The sequence below is a fragment of the Arthrobacter sp. NPDC055585 genome (genome assembly GCF_053619115.1).
In genome coordinates this window covers 134,614-159,583 of record NZ_JBSHIT010000008.1, presented here as the reverse complement: position 1 = coordinate 159,583, position 24,970 = coordinate 134,614, and the positions used below count along the sequence as shown (strand labels likewise).

Sequence of the window (24,970 nt, the reverse complement as noted above, 5' to 3'; positions counted from 1 at the left end):
ATGAACATTACAGACCAACCCTTGACCCGACAATCATGAAATGCATATAACGGAACCCTTGCTGGTCGGCGACGAGCTACACGGCCCCGGCTGATTCCTCCCACTGATAAGGACCGATCATGCCCCAAGCGACGCAACAGAAAACCGCGAGGAAACTCCGCTCCTGGGAGGCCGCAGCCCTGTCCGTCGGATTTATGGCGCCGCTGCTGGCCATGTCCCTGAACGGCATCGGCGTCGCCGGCCTGGTTGGCACATCGGTGAGCTTTGTCTTCATCCTCGCCTTTGCCGGAACAGCGTTTGTGGCATATGGCTTTGTCCGGCTGACCAGGCGCTTTAACCATGCCGGGTCCGTGTACGCGCTGGCAGGACGGACCATTGGACCGCGGGCCGGCTTCTTCGGCGGCTTCGCGCTGCTGGGAACGTACGTCACCTTCGCAGCCTGCACCCTCGCCGCCTGTGCCGTCTTCCTTGAGGCCTGGATGACGGCATGGAACCCCAACGCCGCCGGCTTCCCCTGGGTCATCGCTGCCCTGGCCGCTGCAGCACTGGCAGTGGCGGCAAACTTCCGCGAATCACGCTTCACGGCCCGCCTCCTCACTGCCATTGGCGGGTTCGGCGTCCTCCTGATGCTGATCCTGGGCGGAGTAATCCTGGTCAAGGCAGCCACAGGCGCAGCCCCGGTGGAAACCTCCGTTGATCTCTCCCTGCTGCTCCCCGGCGATGTTCCCCTTTCCACTCTCCTCACGGCATCCGTCTTCGCTTTCCTCTCCTGGGCTGGATTCGAGTCCTGCGCCTCGCTCGGCGAGGAAACGTCGAACCCCCGCAAGGCCATTCCGCTGGCCCTGGGCGGATCGGTCATCGGCTGCGGTTTGATCTACGTCTTTATGATGTTCAGCCAGCAGGTCGGTTTCGGGGCCAGCACGGAAGGCGCCGGGGCCTTCGCCGCTTCCTCGTCCTCCCTGACCGAACTGGCCAGCATGTACATCAGCCGTGAGTACGCCCTGCTGCTGGCCTTCGCCGCCTTTATGGTCGCTTTCGCCTCAACACTCAGCTCCACGGCTGCGGCATCCCGAATGGTCTTCGCTCTCTCCCGGGACGGCTTCGGGCCCAGGTCTCTCGCCGCAGTCCACCCCGGAACCGGTATTCCGCGCCGCGCTGTGGCAGCCGTAACCGCCACCGCAGCCGTACTGACCGTCCTGCTCTGGATCGGCGGCGTCGGCGCCTTTGATGCGTACTACTGGTACGCAACCATCGCCGTTCTGTGCCTGCTCGTGGCGTACGCAACCACAACAGTCGGCGTGGCCGCGCACATCTTCTCCGGCAAGGGTGCAATCCCGCGCTGGGAGCTCATCCTTCCCGTCATCGGCATCGCCTACCTGGTGTTCGTCTTTGTAGTCCAGTCCGTGGACCAGGTGGCACCGTATTCCTACTTCCCGGCCATCGCCGGGGCCTGGTGCCTCATCGGCGCCGGAATCGTCATCGCCGCCCCTGCTTTGGCCCGGCGCATCGGCGAACGGCTCATCGAGGAGGACTCACATGCCTGAATCAACCCGGGACGATGAACTCGTCTTCATCGCAACCAACGACCTCAGCGCCATCACCAGGGGACGTGCCATGAGAATGGGCGATCTGGATCTGGAAACGGGGTGCGGCTGGGTTCCGGCCAACATCGGAATTGGACCGTTCGGCCACATCGTGGACGGCATCGCGTTCGGGTCCATCGGTGATCTGCGTCTGATCCCCGATGCAGCCACCATGACCCGCATAGCCGGGATTCCCAACCAGCCGCCGGTCAACGTGGTCCTGGCAGACATTACGCATACGGACGGTTCGCCCTGGGAATGCTGCCCGCGGACTTTTCTGCGGCAGGCCATTGAGGATCTCAAGTCCGAAACCGGCCTCAGCATCCACGCCGCGTTTGAGCATGAGTTTATGCTGCTCTCCGAGGACGCACCGGAGGCCCCCTTCTCGTATCAGGCCCTGCGCAGCGTGGAGCCCATGGGCACGGAACTGATGCAGATCCTCTTCGACGCCGGGCTGGATCCGGAAAACTGGCTGCCTGAATACGGCACCCACCAATGGGAGCTGACGGTGGGAGCCACCGGTGCCCTGGCCGCTGCTGACCGCGCCGTGCTGCTGCGGGACATTGTCCGCGACTACGCCCGCTCCACCGGGCGCCGGGCATCTTTTTCGCCGCTGGTCGACGCCGAAGGCTCAGGGAACGGGGCCCACGTGCACCTGAGCCTGCGCGACGCCGACGGAACACCGGTCACCTACGATCCGGCTCTTTCCGGAAGGCTCTCCAAAGCGGCCGGGTCATTCGCAGCGGGGATCCTTCGCCACACTTCGGCACTCGTAGCCCTCACCTCTCCGAGCGATGTCTCCTACCTCCGCCTTTCACCGCACCGCTGGTCAGCTGCCCAGGCTTTCCTGGGGGAACGGAACCGCGAAGCGATGCTGCGCGTCTGCCCCACTATCGATATGGCGGGCAAGGAGATCGCCCCGCAGTTCAACCTGGAGTTCCGGGCAGGAGATGCTGCCGGAAACCCCTGGCTGACCATGGGAGCCCTGATCCGTGCGGGCCTGGAGGGCATTCGTGCGGGCCTGCCGACGCCCGTGGTCGTGGACCGGGATGTGGAGGAGCTCAGCGAGGAAGAACGCGGTGCCGCGGGCGTCAGCGACCTTCCCTCCTCGCTGGCAGAGGCCCTTGAAGCACTGGAAGCGGATTCCACCGTGCGCAGCTGGTTTGCGCCGGATCTGATGGACATCCACCGTGCCATCAAGCGCGACGAAATCAATCAGCTCGTTGGCCTCTCAGAGGCTGAGAAGTGCAGGAGGTACGCCGGTGTCTACTAACGAACCCAGCCAGGTGCAGGGCATGTTCGGCGCCCCGCTCATCGACCATCATTGCCACGGAGTAATGGCACGGCCCCTGCAGCGTGCAGAATTCGAGGACCTGGCCACCGAATCGAGCTGGCCCGGGCCCGCGGGCACCACGTTCTTCGACACCCAGCTGGGCTTCGCCGTCCGCCGCTGGTGCGCTCCCGTACTGGGCCTGAAACCCCACGCTGCCCCCGGGGAGTACCTCGAACGCCGCACCGAGCTGGGCGCTGAAAAGGTCAATTCCCTGCTGCTCACAGCCGCCGGGCTGGACACCGTCCTCGTTGAGACCGGTTACCGCGGGGATGAAATCACCACTCCTGCCCAAACCGCTGCGCTGGCCGGCGCCGGGCACGGGGAGGTGGTCCGTCTGGAGCGCATCGCCGAGGAAGTTGCCGCAGCGGGAACCGACCCGGGCAGTTTTGCCGCCGATTTCGCCGCCGCCCTCACGGAACGTTCCCTCGGCGCAGTTGGCGTAAAGTCCATCATTGCCTACCGTTACGGACTGGACTTTGACCCCGAACGGCCCAGTGACCGGGACGTTGAGGCCGCCGCCGCGCAATGGCTGTCCTCCGCGGGAGAGGAACCGCGCATGGACCACCCGGTCCTGCTGCGCCATCTGCTGTGGGCTGCCGTGGATCTGGGCAAACCCATCCAGTTCCACGTCGGGTACGGTGACGCGGATGTTGACCTGCACCGCTGCAATCCACTGAACATGACCGCCTGGCTGCGCGCCGTGCGCACCCGGGGCGTGCCGGTCATGCTGCTGCACTGCTATCCGTTCCAGCGTGAAGCCGGTTATCTGGCACACGTCTTCCCGCACGTCTACGCGGATGTGGGCCTTGCAGTGAACTACACCGGAAGCCGGTCAGACGCAGTCATTGCTGAATCCCTTGAACTGACCCCATTCCACAAGACCGTGTTCTCCACCGATGCTTTCGGGCTTCCCGAGCTCTACTTCCTGGGGGCTCACCTGTTCCGCCGGGGCTTTGACCGGGTGGTGGGACGCTGGGTGGACGACGGCGAATGGTCGCTGGAGGACGCCGAACGTGTGGCGCACCTGATTGGCCACGTCAATGCCGAACGAGCCTACGGTCTGGAGCCGCGGTGATCTCCGACGGCAGCCTGGTGTCGGAAGGCATGCCGGACACGGAGCATGCGGACAGGACCGCAGCGGAGCTCTTCGCCCAGCTGAACACGGCGCTGGAGCGGGAACTGCCGGCGGCGGTAGACCTGCGCCATGAGCTGCACGCAGCTCCCTGCCTGTCAGGACAGGAACAGCCCGCGGCAGACAAGCTGGGCAGCTTCATCGGCCTGCCCGTCACCAAGGTCGCATCCACCGGTTTCTACCTGCGGACCGGTCCGGCGGACGGACCCTCAATTGCCGTCCGGACCGAGCTCGACGGCCTCCCGCTGACCGAGGAGAACAAGGTTCCCTTCGCGTCCGTCAACGGTGCCATGCATGCCTGCGGCCACGATGTGCATCAGGCTGCCTTTGCCGCATTTGTCCGCGCCGCAGCCCGCGTCGAACTGCCGTTCGCGCTGACGGCCATCGCCCAGCCCAGGGAAGAGACCTACCCGTCCGGGGCCCTCGACGTCATCAACGACGGCGTCCTGTCGCGGGAGAACGTAGCCTCAGTGCTGGCCGTCCACGTCCATCCCGGCATCCCGGAAGGTGCCGTGGCAACGGGCAGCGGAGCCATCAACGCCGCCGCTGACGAGTTCGAGATTGTGGTGCGCGGCCGCGGCGGGCACGGCGCCTACCCCCATTCGAGCGTTGATCCGGTGCCTGTGGCTGCCCGGATCTGCCTGTCCGCATATGACCTGATCCGGAACACCGTGAGTCCGGTCAGCCCGGCAGCCTTGACTGTCGGTGAACTGAAGACAGGCACTGCGTCCAACGTCATCCCGGACCACGCGCTGATCCGCGGCACCCTGCGGACCATGGACAAGCATGAGCAGCATTTGCTGCACCAGGCTCTTCGCCGGTGCGCGGAGCACACCGCCCAGGCCTTCGGCGCGAGCGCCGAAGTAAGCATCACGGTGGGAGAGCCGGTCCTGCGCAACGACGGCGCACTGTCCTCCCGGGCGGAACCCTGGCTGGGCCGTCAGGGCCTGGCATCGGCGGAACCGCTGCGCAGCTGCGGTGCCGATGACTTCTCGTTCTTCACCGAGACCGTCCCGGGAGTCATGGCGTTTCTTGGTGTCCGCAGTCCTGAGCCGGCTCCGCAGAGTCCCCTGCACTCGGCGTCGTTCCTGCCGCCGGACAGCGCGGTGGAGGATTGCGCCAGGACACTGGTCTCCCTGTACGTCGCAGCAGTCCAGGAGCTCTCCGGATAGAGCCGCGTTCGGGGAAGGACCGCTATTCCGGCTGGGTGGGCCCGGACGCGCCGGCAGCTGCCCTTCCGGGTCCATCATCCCCTTCGCGGCTCTCACCGCCCTGACCCGGTGCCTTGCGTGAGGAGTGAGGAGCGGATCCGCTGCGCCCGTCCGTCCCGAGCCGGCGCAGGGCCAGGCCCACCGCGACACAGACCAGATAAGCGCCGCCGATGAAGATCCAGCCGTCCAGGAAGCCTCCGGAGAACTGCAGCAGCAGACCCATCACCAGCGGCCCGGAGGCGAACCCTGCGTACATGCCCAGCGACACGGCGCCGGAGGCCGCACCGACGCGTTCCTTCGGCACTTCGCGCAGGACGCCGGCCATCACCACTACATTCACGCCCAGGACGGACGCCCCGTGGAACAGCACCCCGGCCCAGAGCAGTGCCGGCACCCCGGTCTCTCCGGCGGCCAGCAGCAGCGCTGCACCGCAGATCGCCCCGGCGGCGAGGGTCAGCAGCAGAGTTGACGCCTGCACGCCCTCTGCCATCCGGCGGCCCCACAGGATCCGGGAGGCCACCCCGACGACGCCGGCCGCAGCCGCTGTTGCTCCGGCGAGCAGCAGCGAGAATCCAAGCTCCCGCTGGGCAAACAGCGGCAGGTAGACGTTGGTTGCCTGCATGCCGGCCCCGGAGAAGAGCGCGAATGCGGCCAGCAGCCACACGGCGGACGGGAAACCGCGTTTGGTGCGGGGGTCTTTTGCTGCAGGCTGCGTCCTGGTCCGGGGTTCGGCAGGCAGCCGCTGCCAGGAGTAGGCCAGCAGCAGCCCCAGGACCAGGGCTGCACCGACGGCGGCACCCCGCCAGCCGGCGAACAGGGCTGCGGCCGGGAAAAACAGGCTGGAGAACAGCTGGCTGGCCTGGACCCCGGACTGCTTGACGCCCATCCAGCCCGGCCGCTTTCCCGGCGGCACCGCGTGGATGATGATCCGGTTGGTTGTGGGGTTGCAGATGGCCTGTGCGGGCCCCGCGAGCAAAACGGCCGCTAGCAGCCACGCGTAGTTCACGGACACCGCCATCAGGATCAGGGCCAGGGCAGTGCCGCCGAAGATGATGAGCATCTGGGAACGGGCGCTGATCCGGTCGCTCAGCCTGCCCAGGGACATCGAGGACAGCGCTGCACTGGCAAAGCAGGTTGCGGCAAGCAGCCCGAACTGGGCTTCGCTGATGCCCAGGTCAGCCATGATCAGCGTGCTGGTGGCGGAGATCCCGTAGTTCATGACCGGTCCGGCCGCCATGGCGCAGACCAGCACAAACAACAGGCCGGGGCCGGGGGTGGTGCGCAAGATTTTCCTCTCCTGGGACGACACAGACCATTGTTGCCTGTGTATGCCAGAGTTACGGACCAAAAGAGACTAATATCAGCCATAGGGTCCGCTGTCTTGGGCCCAAGTAGCTGGGGGAGAACCAAATGGGCACTGAGTCTCAGGCAAGCGCGCCTTCGGCACGCCGCCGCTCCGTTATGCTCTTCCGCCGCGCCCGCACTGCCCTTGGCCTGGTCGGAATCTTCTGGCTCTGGCTGCTTTTCGGCAGTGCAGGATTTGTGGCATCCCTGTTCGACCGGCCGTTCTACGCAATGCTTGCCCTGTACGCGGTGGGAACCCTGACCCTGATTTCCCTGCTGATTGCTCCCGTCGCCCTGGCCTACCTGCTGATGAACCGCCCGGCGAAAACCATGCAGCAGGCTGCGCCCGCAGCTGCTGAGCCGCCGCACCGTTTGGTGCGCTCCGAGCTGGCCCCGGTAATCCGGATGATCCCCCGGAAGGTCAAGGACAGCAGCACCTCGCTTGGCACCCGCGCGGCCGCAAAATGGCGGGATCTGGCGTCCTAGCCCCTTCCCTGTAGCCCGTCCCCCGGACCGGGAGGGACACAGTGTCAGTGCCGTCGGCAACAGTAGGCACATGACTCTCACCGCTCAGCCCTCAGCACCCCGCAGCCCTGCTGTCGCCCGGCCCCGCGTCACCCATGCTCCCTACCGGCAGGAACCGTATGTGCGGTGCCGCTTCGAAAGTCTGCAGGTGGACGGCAAAGCCGTGGCGTGGACGCGCAGTGCTGTGCTGGTGCACTGGATTGACGACGACGGGCAGGCGCACAACCGCTGGGTCCCGGCGTCCGCCGTCGTACGCATTGAACGGGATCTCTCTGCCTGGCGGGATCCGTATGACGACTTCGAGTTCTACTATCCGTCCAGGCATGCCCGCACCGCCGCCGTGCGTTGACAGCACACCCTCTGCCGGAGCTCAGTGGATGAGGGAAGGCGCGCACGGCACCTTCCGGGAGGGCAGGAGCAGCCAGCGGCATGGACTTCCACGACTTCATCGAAACCGTAGGATCCTTTGTGGATCTGGCCGGTGTGGCCGCGATCGTGGCCGGGGCCGTCGTCGCTTCGGTGGTGGCCGTCCGCGGGCTAATGCTCCGGCGGGCCAAGGTTTATGAGCTGTACCGGCAGCAGCTGGGCCGGGCGATCCTGCTGGGGCTGGAGCTGCTGGTGGCGGCAGACATTATCCGTACGGTCGCCGTGACCCCTACGTTCGAATCCCTGGGCGTCCTGGCGGTTATTGTGCTGATCCGGACGTTCCTCAGCTACTCGCTGCAGCTGGAAGTGTCCGGACGCCTACCCTGGGAACGGCCTCCGGCACCGGCGCAGCGGCGCCAGTAGCAGCTACAGCAGTGCAGCAGGCCGGCGCTCTGCCCGGCCGGCACGGGAGCCGCGGACAGCGCTGACCAGCACGGCCACTGTCACCATCAGGGTGGCGATGCCGAAGGGGTTTGCCAGAGCTGCCGAATAGCCAAGCACGTCAGGCCCGGCCAGGGCTGAGAACACGGAACCGGCCTCCGGCGACCCGAAATCCGGCACAAAGAACCCGAACGCGCCGGCCAGCACGTAGTTCGCCAGCAGCAGCAGTGACGTTCTCAGGGGTGCGCCGAACGGCCTGCGTGTGGACGCAGCCACGGTAATCTTCACGGCTGCCGTGAGCATCAGCACCGCCAGGAGCGGACCGGCCGTCAGCGCGAAAATGGCCACCAGCTCTCCGCCGGCGCCGGCCAGGGCCCGCCCTGCCGTGATCCACAGCGGCACCAGCAGGGCCATGGGGATGCTCGCGCCCGCCATCACAGCGCAAAAACCGCGTCCCAGTGCGGAAGACGGGGCGGAGGACGACGGGACAGACATACTCCAACCTTAATATCCGGCGGCCCCAAGCCAGGAATCCCGGTATGAGGCCGGAGCGCGAAAAGTCATCTTCAGGGATGACGCCGCCACCCGTTGCCGGGCCGTAGTCTGGTTCCGCACTGGCCGAAAGCGTTCCGGCCACAGTGACCCCCTGCGCTTCCTGCTCCGCTTCCTTTTGACCTGCCTGAGAGTGCCTGAACACCATGCCCGTTGACGTCATCATGTGGATTCCAGCTGCCGCGCTGCTGGCGCTGCTGATCCTCACCCTCACTGCAGGCGCCCTCATCAGCTTGCTCCGGACCGAGGAAACCACCGGAGCCAGGCGGGTGGCCTGGTTCGCCGCGGTGCTGCTGGTGCCTGTTGCCGGAGCCCTGGCGTGGCTGGCTGTGCTGCAGTACAGCACCCGCTCAGCTGGTCCCGCGGAACCCGGCACGGAGCCGCTGGGCTGCGAAAACCCTGTGCCGTAGGGCATAAATCCCGGAGTTGTTGAGCACACCTGCGCGAAACTGTTAGGCACTCCGAACTCCCGGTGTTACCTTGGCCGTATGCTCCGCAAGGCAGCCCCCACGGACCCTGCGCCCCGGACCTCCCGGCCCAAGGCGAATACTCGCCTGCCCTGGCTGCTTGGGCCGGCGCTGGTAGCCGGGGTGGCATACCTGGATCCGGGCAATGTGGCCAGCAACATGACCGCCGGCGCCCGCTTCGGATACCTGCTGGTGTGGGTGGTGGTCGCCGGAAACGTGATGGCCTGGCTGGTGCAGTACCTCTCCGCGAAACTGGGCCTGGCTACCGGGCGCAGCCTTCCTGAGCTGCTCGGGATGCGCGTCCGCTCGACGGCGGGCCGAAGGCTGTACTGGCTGCAGGCGGAACTGGTGGCCATGGCAACCGACGTTGCGGAGGTGATTGGCGGCGCCGTCGCACTGTGGCTGCTTTTCGACCTTCCGCTGCTGCTGGGCGGGCTTATCACCGGCGGGGTATCCATGGCCGTCCTCGCTGTCCAGGGCAGCGGGCGGCACCGCAGTTTTGAGTACGTGATCGTCTCGATGATGGCGATCATCGTCATCGGCTTTACCGCCGGCGTCTTCGTTGCTCCGCCGGACCCGGCGGCTGTGGCCGAAGGGCTGGTACCGCGGTTCGACGGCCCCGATTCCGTTCTCCTGACCGCCTCCATCCTTGGGGCAACTGTGATGCCGCACGCGATCTACGCGCACTCCGCGCTGACCCGTGACCGGTTCCCGCAGCGCAGCGCCGGGCTCACCACCTCCACCCTGATCCGGGCCACCCGCTGGGACGTCACCATTGCCCTGGCGGTTGCGGGCAGCGTCAACCTGGCCATCCTGCTGCTGGCGGCAACCTCACTGCAGGGTGTGGAGGGCACCGACACCCTGGAAGGCGCCCATGCCGCGATCGGCGGAGCCCTGGGCAGCGGCGTCGCACTCCTGTTCGCGCTGGGCCTGCTGGCCTCCGGGCTGGCCTCGACCTCGGTGGGCGCCTATGCCGGCGCAGAGATTATGCAGGGGTTGCTCAAGGTGCGCATCCCCATGCTGCTGCGGCGGCTGATTACGCTGCTGCCTGCACTGGCGATCCTTGCCGCGGGTGTGGACCCCACCTGGGCACTCGTGCTGAGCCAGGTGGTGCTGTCCTTCGGCATTCCGTTCGCACTGGTGCCGCTGCTGTGGCTGACCTCGCGGCCGGACCTGATGGGTGAACACCTCAACCGCTGGTGGACCACTGTCCTGGGCCTAGTGGTGGCCGGGCTGCTGATCGCCCTGAACGTGGTGCTGCTCTACCTGACGTTTACGGGTGCCGGATAAGTCCTGGCCATTTTGCCGGGGCTAGGGCCACAGCGCCGAGTGGGCGCGGGCTTCGAGATCGCGCCGCCGCTCAGCGTGGCCGGCAAGGCGGTCTATGTCCGGCCGCGGACGCTGCGCCGTGCGCTCACCGAGGCTGATCAGCAGCTCTCCGGCGGACACGAAGACGCGGCCGACGGCGGAGGGCCGGGCAGGCGGGTTAAGGGTAGAACGCGTCCGCGGGGGCAGGGACGCGTAGGTCATCACAGCATTCATGGCTGGGCTCCGGGATCGACAAGCGGGAAGTAGTTGAGGTGCAGCTCCACGGGGCGGGCGCCGTCGACGTCGCCGCGTCCGCGGTACGGGGAGAGGAGTTTGTCCAGATGTTCCGACGCCTGGCGGGACACTTCCTGGGCTTCCTCCAATGTCAGATGGAGGGTGGCTCCCATGAGAATGGAGGTTTCGGCCCATTCATCCGGCAGGGCGTCACTATTGTTGATGAACTCGATCAGGGCTTTGGAATGGCCGTCCATCACACTCTTGGCCAGGATCCGCGTGGCTTCCCGGGTCGCCGGCGCTTTGGCCATTTGCGACGAGGTCTGGATCGCTTCGGGCACCCGCTCCCACCAGCGTTCGCGGGCGGTTCCCTTCCCTTCCACCTCACGGACAAAGCCGTGCTTGGCCAGCTGACGCAGATGGTAGCTGGTGGATCCGCTGGACTCGCCCAGGCGATCAGCCACGCCGCAGGCGGTCTGCGCGCCGTGGCGGGAAAGGCTTTCGAGCAGCGCAATCCGAATGGGATGCGCCAGCGCCTTCAGCCGGGTGATGTCCAAAAGCTGCGCGTCCAGCGGGGATGTCTGCTCTTCCATGCCCGTGAGCCTACGCTTCCAAAGAACCCTTTGCAAGGGTTTCTTTGCAACTAATTCTTTGCACCGCCGCACACCGTCGTTCCCCCCATCGAGAGGCCAGTTACGGCTGGTTTCAGCCCCCAAAAGAGCCGTAACTGGCCTCTCGGCGGGTCAGGGAAGGTGCTGAGGGCTCAGTCGTCCAGCGCGCCCTCGACCAGGGCCGTGGCGATGGCATCGGCGTCCTGCACGGCGGCCAGGTACCGCTCGGCGTCCAGGGCCGCGGAGCATCCCGTGCCAGCGGCCGTGATCGCCTGGCGGTACCGGTGGTCCACAGCGTCCCCGCAGGCGAAGACACCGTCCACGTCCGTCTGCGTGGTGGGCGCGGCCACCTGAATGTAGCCCGCGCCGTCGAGGGCCACCTGGCCGTGCAGCAGCTCCGTGCGCGGCACGTGTCCAATCGCCACAAAGATGCCCGACGCCGCCACCTCCCGGGCCTCGCCGGTCACGGTGTCCGTCAGCGTGAGTCCGGTGACCTTGTCCGTGCCGTGGATCGCGGTGACCTCGCTGTTCCAGGCGAACTGGATCTTGTCATGGCATTTAGCGCGCTGCGCCATGATCCGGGAGGCACGCAGCTGGTTCCGGCGCACCACCACGGTCACGGAGTCCGCGAACCGGGTCAGGAACAGCGCTTCCTCCATCGCCGAGTCACCGCCGCCGACCACCACCACATGCTGCTTGCGGAAGAAAAACCCGTCGCAGGTGGCACACCAGGAGATCCCCCGCCCGTTCAGAGTCTTCTCCTCCGGCAGCCCCAGTTCCTTGTAGGCCGACCCGGTGGCCAGGATGACGGTGCGCGCCTTCCGGGTGGTTCCGGCAGCGGTGACAACCCGTTTGGTGTGCCCGGAGAGGTCAACGGAGGCGACGTCGTCGAACTCCACCACCGCACCGAACTTCTCCGCCTGGCGCTTGAGTGCCTCCATCAGATCCGGTCCCTGGATACCGTCAGGAAAGCCGGGGAAGTTCTCCACCTCGGTGGTGTTCATCAGCGCTCCGCCGGCCGTCACGGATCCGGCCATGACCCGCGGGGAGAGTCCGGCACGGGCAGCGTAGATGGCGGCGGTGTATCCGGCGGGTCCGGAGCCGATGATGATTACGGAGTCGGTGGGCATGGCTGCTCCTTTCGGCGGTTCCTTCAGTGTGGAACCGCCGGCGCAGCGCTGCCAGAGGCCGCCGAAAAGCCGACGCCGGCGCCCGGCTAGGCGCGGACCCTTCCGCGGATCCGAATGGCGGCCACCAGGGTGAACACCACCGTCATGGCAACCAGCACAAGGATCACGTACCCGGCGCCCACCTGCCAGTCCCCCACCTGCGCGGTGATGCCAAAGACGCTCTGCAGCTCCTCGATGGCCGCGGGCTGGTCTCCGGTCATGGCCGGCAGGGTCTCTGCCGTCATTTCCTGGCGGACCAGCATGGAGGACTGCAGGAACGGCAGCGCGCTCACGAATTCCCGCACGCCCTCGGGAAAGTTGCCCACAGGAATGTAGGAACCGGCAATGAAGCCAAGCACCGTGCCGACGATGGTGGACAGCGCTGAGTAGGCGCCGGCGGTCCGGATGAAGGAGACAGCAAACGCGCTCAGGGCGGAGAAGGCGAAGCACGCCAGCGCCAGATAACCGCAGATCTTCAGCAGAGGCACCGGCGCAATGGTCACGCCGCTGACCACAAACAGGTACACCAGGCTCACGGCCAGTACCAGCGCGGTCATGATCATGGAGATCAGCACGGCGGAGAGCAGGTAGCCCAGGATCAGCCTCTCGCGGCGGATGGGTGAGACCAGGAAGTCCTGAAAGCGGCCGGACCCGGAGTCCTCCACGAACACGACCATGGCGCCCAGCGCCGTCGTGATGGTGGTGATTCCCAGGATCCCCGCGAACATCCAGCTGTCCACGAAGCCGCGGATCTCGTCCTCGGTGGCCTGCGGAAAGGATTCCCCCAGGCCTTCGGTCTGGAGGTTGCCCAGAAACAGGGTGTAGAGCAGGAAAACCACCAGCGCGGAGACGAGGGAGAAGAACACACCCAGCCGGTCGCGGAAAAAGAGCCTCAGGTTGCGGGTGGTGATGTCCAGGACAACGTTCACTTCTCGGCTCCTTCAGATGCTGCGGTTTCCGCCGGCGCTTCCCTGCCGGTCAGGGCCAGGAAAACGTCGTCCATGGTTCCGTGGCGGAACTCGAAGTCAAGGGTGTCTTCGCCGTGCCGTTCCAGAATGCGGCGGGCGGTGTCTGCGGTTTCGACGCCGATCCGCACCGCGGCGCCGTCCCCTCCCTTGAGCTGCCCGCCCAGGTCAAGGACCAGCGACTCCAGGCCCGGCAGGTTGCGGGTGGTGACCGTGAGAATGCTGCTGGAAAACTTCGAGCGCAGCTGGGTGGGTGTGCCGTCGGCGATGATCCGACCGTCATCAATGATGCAGACCCGGTCTGCTTCCTCGGTTTCCTCCATGTAATGCGTGGTCAGGAAGACGGTCAGTCCGTGGCGGTCGCGCAGGTCGTGGATGGTTTTCCAGACGATCGCGCGGCTGGCGGGGTCCAGCCCGGCAGTGGGTTCGTCGAGGAAGATGATGGGCGGTGCATGCAGCAGCGCGCGGGCAATGTCCACCCGGCGGCGCTGGCCGCCCGAGTAGGTTCCGTACCGGCGGTCGATGAACTCTTCCAGTTCCACCAGTTCGGCCAGCTCATTGATCCGCGCCTCGTTTTTCGCCTTGTCTGAGGAGTAGAAGCGTGCACGCACCCGCAGGTTCTCGCGTCCGGTCAGGAGCGGGTCCAGAACTGATTCCTGGAAGACGACGCCGATGTCCCGGCGCACGCGTTCCCCGGCGCTGCGCACGTTGTGCCCGGAGACTTCCACGGTGCCGGCGTCGAACGGGGTGACTGATGTTACGCAGCCGATGGTGGTGGACTTGCCCGCACCGTTGGTGCCCAGGAAGGCGAAGACGCTGCCGGCCTCAACATCGAAGGAGATGTCATCAACGGCGGTCTTGGAGCCGTACTTCTTGGTCAGGCCGCGCACCGAGATGGCCGGCTGGTTCTGAGTCACTTCATCCTCCAGATGAGTTCCCCGCCGTTCCGCCGGCGGACGGGGCAGCAAAAAGCCCCCGAGCGGAAACACTATCCGACCCGGGGGCCCTGCGTCCTGACGTGCGTCGTCCAGGCTCTGCCGTGAGCCTTCGCTACTGGCCGCCGGCCTCGGGTTCCTCAGGCTCCTCCGGACCCGGCACCGCGGTGGGCGGCACAACGGGCAGGGTAGCTGTGGGCGCCGGTGCACTCGGTGACGGCTCGGGTGCCACAGTGGGACGGGGAACAGGGGTGGCCGACGGCGTTGGCTTCGCCTTCTCCTCGTCCTCCTCTGCCTCCTCCGACTCGGTGGGGCTGGGGCTCGGGTTCGGGTTCATCAGCAGGTTGCTGGGCGGGTTGGCGAAGGGCTCCCCCGGGTACAGGCTGCCTGCCTGCTGCATGAACCGGGCCCAGGACGGAGCCGCGATCAGCGAGCCGTCAATCTCCGGGTAGAGGCGGCCGCCGATTTCCAGGCCGGACAGGGACCCGGTTCCGGCTTTCCAGTTGCCGATCCAGCTGGCGGTGGCCATGCCGGAGTTGTATCCGATGAACCAGGTCTGGGACCGGGAGTCATTGGTGCCGGTCTTGCCGGCCATGGGCTGGCCGCCGTAGTTCAGCAGCGAGCCGGAGCCTGACTTCATGACCTCCTGCGTCGCGTAGTTCACGCCGCGGGCGGTCTCCTTGGAGATCACCTGCTCACATTCGGGCTCGGGTACCTCGTAGGTCTTGCCGTTGGCTGCGGTGACTTCCAGCAGTGCCCGAGGCTCGCACACGTTGCCCTCGGCGGCGAAGCCGGCAAAGGCCTGCGCCATGGCCATGGGGGACACGTCCTGGACGCCGCCGATCAGGGCCGACGGCTTGATGTCCAGGGATTCGTTCTGGCCCGAGTCGCTCTTGCCGTCGTGAATGCCCATCGATTCGGCGATTTCCATGATGCGGCACAGATCCAGCTGCTTCGCGGTGGAGAACGTGATGGTGTTCAGCGACTGGGCGAGGCCGCGCAGCACGGTGGCATCGCCGTAGTTGATGTCGCCGTAGTTCTGCGGGGTCCAGCCCTCCGGCTCGCCGATCTCAAACGCCCCTCCGGGCAGGCAGCTGGCCGTCCAGCGGTCGCCCTGGGGATAGGTCTTCTTGCGGCCGTCCAGCTGGGTGCCCAGGGACTTGCCCGCGTCCACCCAGGCAGCCACGGTGAAGGGCTTGAACGTGGAGCCGGGCTGGAACCCGCCCACACCGTCCAGGGGCTTCTCCCGGTCGCCGTCCTGGAACTGGTCCACGTTGAAGTTCAGCACTGAATCCCCGGGGTTGTCCCCGGGCGTGTAGCGGGTGTTCTGCGCCATGGACAGGATGTTGCCCGTACCCGGCTGCAGGCTGATCATCGAGTGGCCCACCTCGGCGGCGGTGGTGTCCGGGTTCGCGGTCTCATTGACTGCTGTCTGTGCAGCGTCCTGTACGGCAGGGTCCAGCGTGGTCTTGATGGTCAGCCCGGAGCGGTAGAGCACCGATCTGCGCTCGGCTTCGGTATCGCCGAACTCCTCGCTGTTCAGGATCAGGCGCTCCACGTAGGAGCAGAAGTACGGTGCCTGTTCGGCGGCCACGCAGCCCTGCCGGGTGGGCGTGATGGTGAGGTCCAGCCCGGTGGCCACGGCGGCGTCGTACTGCGCCTGGTCAATCTTGCCGTTTTCGAGCATTTCGCCAAGCACCAGGTTGCGGCGTTCCAGGGCCCGGTCGGGGTAGATCTGGGGATCGTAGTAGCCGGGTCCGTTGACAAGGCCGGCCAGCAGGGCGGATTCCTGGATGTTCAGGTCCCTGGCGTCCTTATTGAAGAAGTACTTCGACGCCGCCTGGACACCGTAGGTGTTGCCGGTGAAGGGCACAATGTTGAAGTAGCCCTCAAGGATCTCGTCCTTGCTCATCTCGTTTTCGACGGCGATCGCGAGCCGGATTTCCCGGACCTTGTCCGAGATGCCCTTGCTGCCGCTGTAGGTGGCTTCTTCGCCGCGTTCATTGGCCGAGTTGATGAGCACGTTCGTCACGAACTGCTGGGTGATGGTGGAGGCGCCGCGGTTGGTTCCGCTGGAGACGTTGGACGCTATCGCGCCGAAAATGCCCTGGACGTCCACGCCGCCGTGATCGTAGTAGCGGGAGTCCTCGACGGAAAGCAGGGCATCCACCATGTGCGGGGAAATCTGGTCAAGGGTGACGGGCTGCCGGTTCTCCTCGTAGAGGGTGGCGATCAGCGAATCATCCGCCGCGACGATCCGGGTTGGGGTGGCCAGAGTGGCCCGCTCCAGGTCTGCCGGCAGTCCGTCGAAGAAGGAGATGGAGGCCGACGCCGCGGATCCGGCTCCGGCGGCCATCGGAACGAACAGCCCGGCGGTGAGAACGCCGCAGAGCACGCTGACCCCTAGAAAGGAGAGCAGGCGTCCGAATGTGGTTGCCGTGGTGAACACGGGGGATTTACGCGCAGCCATGATATGGGAGCATAACTCAGGAACATGGGATTTTCGGATCTGTTTACGTCGCCATACCGGCCGGTAACGTTGCGATCGCGCGGTAGATGACGATAATTCCGGCTGGCTCACAGTGGCGGGACTCACGCTCCGGAGGCACTCTGGCCCCGGTGCCAACTAATCTCCGCAACCCCATCCCGGCGGCGCCCGCCCACTGCTAGACTCCTGCACACTTCCTTCTGATACCCGGCAGCGGCAGGCAGAGAGCTGGAGGGCATCGGGAGTCCGGATCCACCCCCGGCCGAGGAGAATCATGGCCCGATTACTCCACGATTTGCGCCGTCTGCGCACCAGCCTGAACGCGCGCCGCGGCGCGCTTCCTCCCCCGCGGGCCAACCACGAAGAAATCCACGCCCGGCTGGACACCGCTATGGCGTCGGCACGGGCCGCGGAACGGACCCTTCAGGAGCAGGAACGTGTTGCCGGGGAGACTGCAGCGCATTTCGCCTCGGTAGCCGAGGCCTACCGGCTGCGCCGCAATGCGGTTGAGTCAGTCATGCCTGCCGGACCGTCACCTGCCGTCCTGACGCTGGCCGGAACTGCCCGGCGCATGCATTCACTGGCCACAGAGCGCGAAGAGGCCGCGGCAGAACACCTGGCGGAAATACGTTCCCGCCGGGACCGGGTCCGGCAGCTGCTGGCGGATCTGGTCAAAGCACAGGCTGAACTGCGGCTGGCGGTCACCGTGGAACAAAGCCGGGCACGCCTGGACGGTCTGGGCGGTGCGTCCGGGACCGCTGCGGCAGAGGCCGGCAATCCGTTCGATACAGAGCTCCGCGAGGCCACCCGGCTGGCGCGGGAAGCAGAGGCCCTGGCAGAGCTGAAAGGCGGATGGGCATGAGTGAAGAATCCAGCGTGCGTGTGGGAGTTCCATATACGCCGCCGCGTTCCTATTCGGAAAAGGCGGTGAGCCGGCTGGTCTTCACGGCTGCCGCGTTCATCATCTTCGGCGGATTCAACATCATTGCGGTGGCGCTGGCCATCCTGCTGGTGGTTTATCCGCTGCTCATCGCCAGGGAGCGGCTGGTCCTGCGCCCGCGGCGGGAGGAAGCGGAGACCGCTGCCCTGAACGACGCCGTCGCGCAGTTCTTCCCCGGCGCCCCGCAGGTGCAGCGTGAACAGTGGCGCGCTCTGATGACAGCCCGGAAGGGCAAGACGTTCCGCTTCCGGGACGACGTCGGCGGTGAGATGCGGATGGTCCGTACCGGCCGCGCCTCGCTGGCCGGGCATGCGGCCATTGCCGGGGAACCCGTGCGGCCGCGCAGCGCCAAGCGCACGGAGATTGAAGTGACCTGCCGGCACGGCGACGTGGGGCTTACCGACTTCGACACGATCATGACGGCGTCGGGCCGGGACCCGAACATTGCCCGCGCCATTGCCGAAGTGCGCCGGGGCTACCGGCACGGGCGCGAATCGGCCTAGCGCAGGTCCATGCCCATGACGGTGCGGACCGGGATGGGTCCGCCGTGGTCCTCGTCCACGGGCCGCATGCCGAGCTTCTCGGCGACCCTGCGTGAGGCAGCGTTCTCTGGGTGGATGATGGCGACGAGTCTGCGGGCGCTGAGTGTTTCGCGGGCAAAGTCCCGGCAGGCGGCGGCCGCTTCGGTGGCGTAGCCTAGGCCCTGCCGGTCGGCCCGGACGTGGTAGCCGACTTCGAGCTCAGTGCTTTCACCGTTGATCTTCTGCCAGGTGAGGCCGCAGTCGCCCAGGAACTCGCCGTCGCGGGTTTCCACGACCCACAGCCCGTACCCGTGCTGTGCGTAATTTGCCTGGTTCCAAGCGATCCATTTCACCGCCTCTTCCCGGGTCTTGGGCGCCGGGTAGTAGGTCATGACCGCCGGGTCGCCCAGCAACCCCGCCATGAGGTCGATGTCCTGCGGGGTCATTTCGCGGAACCGGAGGCGTGCGGTGTCCTGAGGAAGCATTGGGCCAGTTTATCCGCGGGTGTTCCGTGGGTTAGAAGTACCCGTTGTCGTTGATGGGCGGGTAGATCTCCTTGGGGATGGATTGGATGACGTCCCAGTGCTCCACCACTTTGCCGTCTTCCACCCGGAAGATGTCCACAATGGCGCGGCCCTCTTCGCCCGGCACCCGGCAGGAATGCACGTGCAGGGCCACCAGGTCACCGTCGGCAATCGCGCGTTTCACTTCGTTGCGGCCGTCGGGGTAGTTCTCACGCAGGTAGGTCACGAAACGGCGGAAGGCCTCGGGTCCGTCTGCCACCCAGGGGTTGTGCTGAATATAGGTATCCCCGAGGTAGGCCATGGCGCCCTCAACGTCGCGGTTGTTGTACTTCTCGTAAAAGTCGAGGACCAGTTCCTTGTTGTTCATGCTTCCCCTACGTTTGTGATGCGCGTTACACGGATGGGGCAAATATATCCAGACGAGCATCAGGGCAACAAAAAAGTCCAGTCCTTTGTCCGACCTAGCCGGTACTCTCGTAGGCACCATGCATTTCAAACTCATCCCCGATGACATCAGTCTGATCCGAGCGCATTTGGGAGTTGAATTCGATCTACTCAGCAGAGTGATGCTCGATATCGATGCTTTTCCCTCTTTCCTGTTTTCCGATGATAGGCCCCGACTTGTGGAAGCGCGTGGAAGAGCATTGGAACTACTCCGACGCTGGAAAAGCGAAGAGCCAGAAGTAACCGGTTCCATCTGCTCGCGGCTGCCCGACTTCGTGCTAAGCCGATCGGTGCCGGAGTCTTTGCTCGAAGCAGCCATGTGGTCAGACGAACCAGATCCCTTGATCGATCAGTTCGGCTTTCCCGACATCAATTCGCGTGTGTTTGCGGCGGCGCCCCAGCTAGTACCACTCCTGGACGAAAGTGGCCTCATCAAGGTGGAAGCACTCGACGCCCGTCCATGGGGCTTACACACCGGCGAATTCGCTTTCCAATATCACCAGCTCCTGCGTAGAGGGTTCGGCTCCCGCATTCACTACGGTCTCATCGGAATCGTCCTCGACGTGGCAAAAGGACATGGCCTATCGGCGCGGTTGGCCCTAGACGAACGCCGCCTCCAGTTCAAGGACGAGTATCAAGAGTTCCACGAATACGATTACTGGTATGGGGCATCGCTTTCTGAGGAAAGTCTGGATGATCTCGCCACCGTAGGTGAAACATTCCATGGTGATCCCAACGGCGGCACGTCGTTACTGCATCCCTACGCAGGGCTTTCCGTCCGTTGGACCGCTGATGGCAATCTCAAGACCGTGGAAATCGAGGAGTTCATGCCATCACCAGACCCTTCCTCCGATTGGGTCTACGCGCGATACCTTCACGCAATCCGCGACACTACGAGCCGTGCATTTATTCACTGCGACGGAGCAGTGAAAGCCTATGCCGCCAACCGATACCCGAGGTCACAGCATGATTTCAAGAACCGCGGCAAGGGCGACCGTTACCGCAAACTGTTTAGAGTCGATGGAGAATTCCCGGTTGCCGTCTGGTCAGATTTGGCAAGCGCATGGTTCCGCGGCAATAACCTCATCAACGAATACTTCAAGGCCCCCGCTAGCTGACGGGACCACCCGCCCGCTCCGTGCACGAAGCATAGATGTTGCCCAATGCTCGCAGACCATCTGGTCGGGTGAGTATCGGGGCTGCGCCCATCGTTCCCTCTACGGGGAAAGGACACACCGAATCATGTGGAGCTTAGGGGAATCGAACCCCTGACCTTTTCATTGCGAACGAAACGCTCTACCAACTGAGCTAAAGCCCCATGCCTTGGTCCGGATAACCGGCCTTGTAAGGCTACGCCGATTCTATGCACCCGCCTAGTCCGCGGGCAAAATGCCGGATCCTTCTTGAGCGCTTTCAGGGCCGCCGCTAGGCTCGCGGCAAGCACACGGCAACTGAGGCCCGGCACCCGTGCGCAGCGGCGTCGGGCTCCCCGCCCACCCATGCATTCCCCTTCGAAGGAGCACACCATGAGCCTGATTCGAGACATGCTGACATCCCACCCAGCCGGGAATTCAAACATCAACATGGACGCCGTGGCCGCGGCCGTCGAGGCCTGCTTCGACTGTGTGCAGACCTGCACCGCGTGCGCGGATGCCTGCCTGAGCGAGGACATGCTCGGGGACATGGTCAGCTGCATCCGCGCCGACCTGGACTGCGCCGAAATCTGCGGAGCCACCGGAAAGGTGCTGGCCCGCGCGGGGAAGGACTATGCCTCTGCCGCTGACCTGGTCCGGGTCTGCGCCGCCGCCTGCCACCGCTGCGCAGCCGAGTGCGAGCAGCATGCCGCTGCCCACGACCACTGCCGCATCTGCGCCGAAGCCTGCCACCGGTGCGCAGCAGCCTGCGATGCCCTGCTGCTGACGATCGGGTCCTAGCCGGCTGGATCTGGCGGCACGCTGCACGTGGGTTTGCCCCTGGCTGGGGACAATCTCCGCGATTCGAGCTACTTCCGCGAGCGCATCCCCCGCACCAGAATCCAGGCCAGCGGTGTCATGACCGCGATCAGCGCCACCGGATTGGGACGGAAGACCGCCGGGCCGCCCTCCTTCGCAGCGTAGACGCCCAGCGGCAGCACCATTCCGCCGCCCCCGCCCCCGCCTTCGCCGTCGGCATCTCCCCCGCCGCCAAACCCGGCCTGGACCAGCGCCACCGGCACGAGGGTTTCGGAACCAACCTTCACCGGCTCACCGTAAGCCCGCGCCACGGCCATGGTCTTAAAGGACTCCGACAGGCTCGTCACGATGTTCACGATCGTCCCCCGGCAGCCAGCATTCCGCGCACATAGGCTGCCTGCCCCACATGCTCCAGGCAGTCGGCCAGTGAACTGATCAGCCTTACCCCAAGGGTGACGGGCGGATCCCAGGACGTGTCCACTACCCGGTCCAGGTCCTCCGCCGAAAGCCCCGACACAAAGGCAATGGTCCGGGCACTCACGGCGTCGTAGTATCCCACCAGCACCTCCCCGGACTGCACCTGCACCTTGGCAACCTGTTCGGAGGTGTGCCCGTAGCCGGTGTCCTCGGCGTCGAGCGGCAGGCCAACCCGGTCCACCCAGCCTTCGGCGGTCCACACCTGCTGGTGACCGGCGACGTCGGCCAGCTGGGCATCTTCCACCCGGGCCAGGTGCCAGATCAGCCAGGAGATCGAGTTGCCGTCCGGATATGGCCGGTGGTTCAGCTCGTTGGCACTCAGCCCGTGCACCACCCGCCGCACTGTGGAGGGAAGGCGTCCGAACGCATCAACTAACAGGTCACTTGATTCCATGGGGATCTCCTTGCCCGGGTGGCGAACTGTGTCTGCACGCCACTGTGCCAGTTCGGCGCGGCCGGCAAAAGGGGGACGCCTGACGCCGGCCGGCCGGTTTGCCCGACGGAGAGTTTTTTGCGGGAACCGGGGTTGCAGCGGCTCCCCCCGCTCCTAAACTAGCCGGATGGAGTGGACCGACGAACGTCCCACCTGGCTGCCGCCCATCCCGCCCCCGCACCGCGGCCGGGCACGGATTGTTGCGGGGGTGCTGCTGATCAGCGCCGTGCTGGTTGCCGTGCTGGCCACCGCCTTTGTAGGCGGAACCATCTCGATGTACCTCTGGTGGCCGCTGGCCGGTGGGCTGCTCCTGCTCGGCTCGGGTCTGCTGAGTCGCCGGCCTCTCCCCTGAATACACGGAATCCAGTGCCCTTCCCCGTCGCAACGTGACAAAGTTCGGCATACCGAACTTGTTTAATCAGATAACCGAACTTATCGTTTCCGGCATGACCACCACACTCCGCCTCCGTCGGTTGGCAGCGCTGCCGGCCGCTGCGCTTCTGCTCGCTCTGACCGCTTGCTCGAGCAGCAATGCCTCCGAGTCCGGCAATGAGAAGCCCGTTGTCCTGACCACCTTCACGGTGCTGGCAGACATGGCCGCAAATGTGGCCGGCGAGCATCTGCAGGTCGAATCGATTACCAAGGCCGGTGCCGAAATCCACGGCTACGAACCGACTCCGGGGGACATCCGGCGCGCGTCGCAGGCCGACCTGATCCTGGACAACGGGATGAACCTGGAAGCGTGGTTCGCGCAGTTCACCGCTGGCCTCGACGTTCCCCGGGTAACTGTCAGCGAAGGCGTTGACCCGGTCAGCATCGCTGAAGACGCCTACAAAGGCCTGCCCAACCCGCACGCCTGGATGTCACCGCTGAACGCCCAGATTTACGTGGACAACATGGCCGAAGCCTTTGCCGAGCTCGATCCGGAAAACGCTGAAGCCTTCCGCACCAACGCCGGGGCCTACAAGCAGGAACTGCAGGACGTCCAGGACCAGCTGGTCACTGAGCTCGGCGCCCTCCCGGAAAACCAGCGGGCACTGGTGACCTGCGAGGGGGCGTTCTCCTACCTGGCGCGCGACGCCGGACTCACCGAGCGCTACATCTGGGCTGTCAACGCCGAACAGCAGGCCACTCCGCAGCAGATCGCCGCCACCATCGAGTTCGTCAAGGAGAACCAGGTGCCTGCTGTCTTCTGCGAGTCCACCGTTTCCGATGCCCCGATGCAGCAGGTGGTAGAGGCCGCGGACGCAGAGTTCGGCGGCGTTCTGTACGTCGACTCGCTCTCTGAAGCGGGCGGCCCGGTGCCCACCTACCTCGATCTGATCCGCCACGACACCGAAACCATCATCACCGCCCTGACGGGAACCACCGCCAAATGACGGTCCCCGCTCTGGAACTGGACTCCGTGACGGTGAAGTACGACGACGTCACGGCACTTGAGAGCGTCAGCCTCGCCGTGCAGCCGGGCCGGGTCTGCGGACTGGTGGGCATGAACGGTTCAGGCAAGTCCACCCTGTTCAAGTCCCTGATGGGCATGGTGAAGCCGGCGGCCGGAACGGTGCGGCTCAGCGGTCTAAGCCCGGCGAAGGCACGCAAATCCGGGCTGGTTGCCTACGTTCCGCAGAGCGAGGACGTGGACTGGGCCTTCCCGCTCAGCGTGCAGGACGTGGTGATGATGGGACGCTACGGCCAGATGGGTCCCACCCGCCGGCCGCGCACTGCGGACCGGGCCGCGGTTGCCGAAGCCCTGGCGCGGGTGGAGCTGACCGATCTGGCGGACCGGCAGATCGGCAGGCTCTCCGGGGGCCAGAAAAAGCGTGCCTTCGTCGCCCGCGGCATCGCCCAGGGAGCGTCGGTGCTGCTGCTCGATGAGCCGTTCGCCGGCGTCGACAAGCGGTCCGAGGCAACCATCACCGCGCTGCTGCGGGAACTGGCCACCGACGGCCGGACCATCCTTATTTCCACTCACGACCTGCATGCCCTCCCCCAGCTGGCCGACGAGGCGGTGCTGCTGATGCGCCGCGTCCTGGCCCACGGCGCCCCGCAGGAAGTGCTGCGGCCGGAGCAGCTGGCCCGCGCGTTTGGCCTGAACGTTCTGGAGGGCGGCACCCCGGTTCCGGCCGAAACACTGAAAGCAGGCAACGCATGATCGAACTGCTCACCGACCCCCTGTCCTACGACTTTATGGTCCGCGCCCTGGCCACTGCCGTGATCGCCTCTGTGGCCTGCGGGGTGCTGTCCTGCTGGCTGGTGCTGATCGGCTGGTCACTGATGGGCGACGCCGTGTCCCACGCGGTGCTGCCCGGCGTCGTGCTCGCCTACGTAGTGGGTGCACCGTTCGCACTGGGTGCGGTGGTCTTCGGGTTCCTGGCCGTGGGGCTGATCGGCCTGGTCCGCGATACCAGCCGAATCAAGGAGGACGCGGCGATCGGCATTGTCTTCACCACGCTCTTCGCTGCCGGACTGGTGCTGATCTCCGTGACACCGAGCCAGACCGACCTCAACCACATCATCTTCGGCAACCTGCTCGGCGTGAGCTCCGCAGACCTGGCGCAGGTCGCCGTCCTGGCTGCGCTGACCCTGGCCGTGCTGCTGTTCAAGCGCCGCGATTTCACCCTCTACGCGTTCGATCCCACCCAGGCCCACGCCGTCGGACTTAACCCGCGGCTTCTCGGCGCGGCGCTGCTCGGGCTGCTGGCGCTCACCGCCGTCGTCGCGCTCCAGGCCGTGGGCGTGATCCTGGTGGTCGCGATGCTGATCATCCCCGGCTCCACCGCCTACCTGCTGACCGACCGGTTCAGCCGCATGCTGCTGATCGCACCGGCACTGGCGGCGGGCTGCGCGGTGGCCGGCATCTACTCCAGCTACTACCTGGACACGGCCACCGGCCCTATGGTGGTGCTGGCCCAGGGCAGCGTTTTTGCCCTCGCGTATCTTTTCAGCCCACGTCAGGGAGTCATTGGCCGCGCCATGGGTGCCCGGAGACGGCGCCGCGCGGTGGCCGCCTGAGCCTAT

Annotated in this window: 29 protein-coding genes and 1 tRNA gene; 17 read left to right on the top strand and 13 right to left on the bottom strand. The window is 65.7% G+C overall.

Features of this window, described 5'->3' with window-relative positions:
* Positions 1–119 precede the first annotated feature (119 nt).
* Genes ACWGQ2_RS14485 through ACWGQ2_RS14470 form a run of 4 tightly spaced genes read left to right on the top strand, consistent with a single transcriptional unit; the run spans position 120 to position 5,220 of the window.
* Positions 120–1,544 (top strand): APC family permease, encoded by a 1,425-nt coding sequence (locus ACWGQ2_RS14485; RefSeq protein ID WP_452018453.1) that lies wholly within the window; start codon positions 120–122, stop codon positions 1,542–1,544.
* Positions 1,537–2,856 (top strand): glutamine synthetase, encoded by a 1,320-nt coding sequence (locus ACWGQ2_RS14480; protein WP_452018451.1) that lies wholly within the window; start codon positions 1,537–1,539, stop codon positions 2,854–2,856. The genes ACWGQ2_RS14485 and ACWGQ2_RS14480 overlap by 8 nt, the downstream gene beginning before the upstream one ends.
* Entirely contained in the window at positions 2,846–3,991 is a 1,146-nt protein-coding gene (locus ACWGQ2_RS14475; protein ID WP_452018449.1) for an amidohydrolase family protein, read from the top strand. Before ACWGQ2_RS14480 ends, ACWGQ2_RS14475 begins: the two co-directional genes overlap by 11 nt.
* Complete coding sequence (locus ACWGQ2_RS14470; protein ID WP_452018447.1) at positions 3,988–5,220, top strand: M20 metallopeptidase family protein; 1,233 nt, start codon at positions 3,988–3,990, stop codon at positions 5,218–5,220. Before ACWGQ2_RS14475 ends, ACWGQ2_RS14470 begins: the two co-directional genes overlap by 4 nt.
* Before the next feature lie 22 nt (positions 5,221–5,242).
* Here ACWGQ2_RS14470 and ACWGQ2_RS14465 read toward each other — a convergent pair whose 3' ends face one another.
* Positions 5,243–6,544, bottom strand: a complete 1,302-nt coding sequence (locus tag ACWGQ2_RS14465; RefSeq protein ID WP_452018445.1) for an MFS transporter — start codon at positions 6,542–6,544, stop codon at positions 5,243–5,245.
* A gap of 125 nt (positions 6,545–6,669) precedes the next feature.
* Here ACWGQ2_RS14465 and ACWGQ2_RS14460 point away from each other — a divergent pair, with 125 nt between their 5' ends.
* The 3 genes from ACWGQ2_RS14460 to ACWGQ2_RS14450 all read left to right on the top strand — a co-directional run bounded on the left by ACWGQ2_RS14460 (position 6,670) and on the right by ACWGQ2_RS14450 (position 7,917).
* Entirely contained in the window at positions 6,670–7,089 is a 420-nt protein-coding gene (locus ACWGQ2_RS14460) for a hypothetical protein (protein WP_452018443.1), read from the top strand.
* Positions 7,090–7,159: 70 nt separating this feature from the next.
* Entirely contained in the window at positions 7,160–7,477 is a 318-nt protein-coding gene (locus ACWGQ2_RS14455) for a hypothetical protein (protein WP_452018441.1), read from the top strand.
* Positions 7,478–7,557: 80 nt separating this feature from the next.
* Entirely contained in the window at positions 7,558–7,917 is a 360-nt protein-coding gene (locus tag ACWGQ2_RS14450) for a DUF1622 domain-containing protein (protein WP_452018439.1), read from the top strand.
* Between the two features lie 3 nt (positions 7,918–7,920).
* Here the strand turns inward: ACWGQ2_RS14450 and ACWGQ2_RS14445 are convergent, their stop codons facing one another.
* Positions 7,921–8,430, bottom strand: a complete 510-nt coding sequence (locus ACWGQ2_RS14445; RefSeq protein ID WP_452018437.1) for a hypothetical protein — start codon at positions 8,428–8,430, stop codon at positions 7,921–7,923.
* A gap of 203 nt (positions 8,431–8,633) precedes the next feature.
* Between ACWGQ2_RS14445 and ACWGQ2_RS14440 the strand changes: the two genes are divergently transcribed.
* Together ACWGQ2_RS14440 and ACWGQ2_RS14435 are read left to right on the top strand one after the other, a co-directional pair.
* Positions 8,634–8,897 (top strand): PLDc N-terminal domain-containing protein, encoded by a 264-nt coding sequence (locus tag ACWGQ2_RS14440; RefSeq protein ID WP_452018435.1) that lies wholly within the window; start codon positions 8,634–8,636, stop codon positions 8,895–8,897.
* A gap of 78 nt (positions 8,898–8,975) precedes the next feature.
* Positions 8,976–10,244, top strand: a complete 1,269-nt coding sequence (locus ACWGQ2_RS14435; RefSeq protein ID WP_452018433.1) for an Nramp family divalent metal transporter — start codon at positions 8,976–8,978, stop codon at positions 10,242–10,244.
* Between the two features lie 21 nt (positions 10,245–10,265).
* On the opposite strand, the gene ACWGQ2_RS14430 is transcribed toward ACWGQ2_RS14435, so the two are convergent.
* From ACWGQ2_RS14430 to ACWGQ2_RS14405, 6 genes are all read right to left on the bottom strand, one after another.
* On the bottom strand, positions 10,266–10,496 hold the full coding sequence (locus ACWGQ2_RS14430; protein ID WP_452018431.1) for a hypothetical protein: 231 nt from the start codon (positions 10,494–10,496) through the stop codon (positions 10,266–10,268).
* The gene (locus ACWGQ2_RS14425; protein WP_452018429.1) at positions 10,493–11,089 is read right to left on the bottom strand and encodes an ArsR/SmtB family transcription factor; all 597 of its coding nucleotides are present in this window, start codon (positions 11,087–11,089) and stop codon (positions 10,493–10,495) included. The genes ACWGQ2_RS14430 and ACWGQ2_RS14425 overlap by 4 nt, the downstream gene beginning before the upstream one ends.
* A gap of 170 nt (positions 11,090–11,259) precedes the next feature.
* On the bottom strand, positions 11,260–12,237 hold the full coding sequence (gene trxB, locus ACWGQ2_RS14420; RefSeq protein ID WP_452018427.1) for a thioredoxin-disulfide reductase: 978 nt from the start codon (positions 12,235–12,237) through the stop codon (positions 11,260–11,262).
* Between the two features lie 86 nt (positions 12,238–12,323).
* Positions 12,324–13,205: an ABC transporter permease gene (locus ACWGQ2_RS14415; protein ID WP_452018425.1), complete on the bottom strand. Its 882-nt coding sequence runs from the start codon at positions 13,203–13,205 to the stop codon at positions 12,324–12,326.
* Positions 13,202–14,158, bottom strand: a complete 957-nt coding sequence (locus tag ACWGQ2_RS14410; RefSeq protein WP_452018423.1) for an ABC transporter ATP-binding protein — start codon at positions 14,156–14,158, stop codon at positions 13,202–13,204. Before ACWGQ2_RS14410 ends, ACWGQ2_RS14415 begins: the two co-directional genes overlap by 4 nt.
* Before the next feature lie 133 nt (positions 14,159–14,291).
* Positions 14,292–16,646, bottom strand: coding sequence for a transglycosylase domain-containing protein (locus tag ACWGQ2_RS14405; protein ID WP_452018421.1), 2,355 nt, complete (start codon positions 16,644–16,646; stop codon positions 14,292–14,294).
* A 292-nt stretch (positions 16,647–16,938) separates the two neighbouring features.
* Between ACWGQ2_RS14405 and ACWGQ2_RS14400 the strand changes: the two genes are divergently transcribed.
* Both ACWGQ2_RS14400 and ACWGQ2_RS14395 read left to right on the top strand, forming a co-directional pair.
* Positions 16,939–17,526 carry a hypothetical protein gene (locus ACWGQ2_RS14400; RefSeq protein WP_452018419.1) on the top strand — a complete coding sequence of 196 codons (588 nt, stop codon included), beginning with the start codon at positions 16,939–16,941 and terminating at the stop codon, positions 17,524–17,526.
* On the top strand, positions 17,523–18,107 hold the full coding sequence (locus tag ACWGQ2_RS14395) for a hypothetical protein (RefSeq protein ID WP_452018417.1): 585 nt from the start codon (positions 17,523–17,525) through the stop codon (positions 18,105–18,107). The genes ACWGQ2_RS14400 and ACWGQ2_RS14395 overlap by 4 nt, the downstream gene beginning before the upstream one ends.
* Here the strand turns inward: ACWGQ2_RS14395 and ACWGQ2_RS14390 are convergent.
* Both ACWGQ2_RS14390 and ACWGQ2_RS14385 read right to left on the bottom strand, forming a co-directional pair.
* Positions 18,104–18,610 carry a GNAT family N-acetyltransferase gene (locus ACWGQ2_RS14390; protein WP_452018415.1) on the bottom strand — a complete coding sequence of 169 codons (507 nt, stop codon included), beginning with the start codon at positions 18,608–18,610 and terminating at the stop codon, positions 18,104–18,106. The genes ACWGQ2_RS14395 and ACWGQ2_RS14390 overlap by 4 nt on opposite strands.
* A 31-nt stretch (positions 18,611–18,641) precedes the next feature.
* Complete coding sequence (locus tag ACWGQ2_RS14385) at positions 18,642–19,016, bottom strand: nuclear transport factor 2 family protein (protein ID WP_452018413.1); 375 nt, start codon at positions 19,014–19,016, stop codon at positions 18,642–18,644.
* Positions 19,017–19,134: 118 nt separating this feature from the next.
* Between ACWGQ2_RS14385 and ACWGQ2_RS14380 the strand changes: the two genes are divergently transcribed.
* Entirely contained in the window at positions 19,135–20,211 is a 1,077-nt protein-coding gene (locus ACWGQ2_RS14380) for a hypothetical protein (protein WP_452018411.1), read from the top strand.
* Between the two features lie 127 nt (positions 20,212–20,338).
* Here ACWGQ2_RS14380 and ACWGQ2_RS14375 read toward each other — a convergent pair.
* Positions 20,339–20,411: transfer RNA gene (locus tag ACWGQ2_RS14375), tRNA-Ala, on the bottom strand.
* A gap of 208 nt (positions 20,412–20,619) precedes the next feature.
* Between ACWGQ2_RS14375 and ACWGQ2_RS14370 the strand changes: the two genes are divergently transcribed.
* On the top strand, positions 20,620–21,027 hold the full coding sequence (locus ACWGQ2_RS14370; protein ID WP_452018409.1) for a four-helix bundle copper-binding protein: 408 nt from the start codon (positions 20,620–20,622) through the stop codon (positions 21,025–21,027).
* 68 nt (positions 21,028–21,095) lie between these two features.
* Here ACWGQ2_RS14370 and ACWGQ2_RS14365 read toward each other — a convergent pair whose 3' ends face one another.
* Positions 21,096–21,392, bottom strand: coding sequence for a hypothetical protein (locus tag ACWGQ2_RS14365; RefSeq protein WP_452018407.1), 297 nt, complete (start codon positions 21,390–21,392; stop codon positions 21,096–21,098).
* Positions 21,393–21,397: 5 nt separating this feature from the next.
* Complete coding sequence (locus ACWGQ2_RS14360) at positions 21,398–21,916, bottom strand: mycothiol transferase (protein WP_452018405.1); 519 nt, start codon at positions 21,914–21,916, stop codon at positions 21,398–21,400.
* A 166-nt stretch (positions 21,917–22,082) separates the two neighbouring features.
* On the opposite strand from ACWGQ2_RS14360, the gene ACWGQ2_RS14355 reads away from it, so the two are divergent.
* The 4 genes from ACWGQ2_RS14355 to ACWGQ2_RS14340 all read left to right on the top strand — a co-directional run bounded on the left by ACWGQ2_RS14355 (position 22,083) and on the right by ACWGQ2_RS14340 (position 24,964).
* Positions 22,083–22,307 carry a hypothetical protein gene (locus ACWGQ2_RS14355; protein WP_452018403.1) on the top strand — a complete coding sequence of 75 codons (225 nt, stop codon included), beginning with the start codon at positions 22,083–22,085 and terminating at the stop codon, positions 22,305–22,307.
* Positions 22,308–22,401: 94 nt separating this feature from the next.
* Positions 22,402–23,334 carry a metal ABC transporter substrate-binding protein gene (locus ACWGQ2_RS14350; protein ID WP_452018401.1) on the top strand — a complete coding sequence of 311 codons (933 nt, stop codon included), beginning with the start codon at positions 22,402–22,404 and terminating at the stop codon, positions 23,332–23,334.
* The gene (locus ACWGQ2_RS14345) at positions 23,331–24,104 is read left to right on the top strand and encodes a metal ABC transporter ATP-binding protein (protein WP_452018399.1); all 774 of its coding nucleotides are present in this window, start codon (positions 23,331–23,333) and stop codon (positions 24,102–24,104) included. The genes ACWGQ2_RS14350 and ACWGQ2_RS14345 overlap by 4 nt, the downstream gene beginning before the upstream one ends.
* On the top strand, positions 24,101–24,964 hold the full coding sequence (locus tag ACWGQ2_RS14340; protein WP_452018397.1) for a metal ABC transporter permease: 864 nt from the start codon (positions 24,101–24,103) through the stop codon (positions 24,962–24,964). Before ACWGQ2_RS14345 ends, ACWGQ2_RS14340 begins: the two co-directional genes overlap by 4 nt.
* The last annotated feature ends 6 nt before the right edge of the window (positions 24,965–24,970 follow it).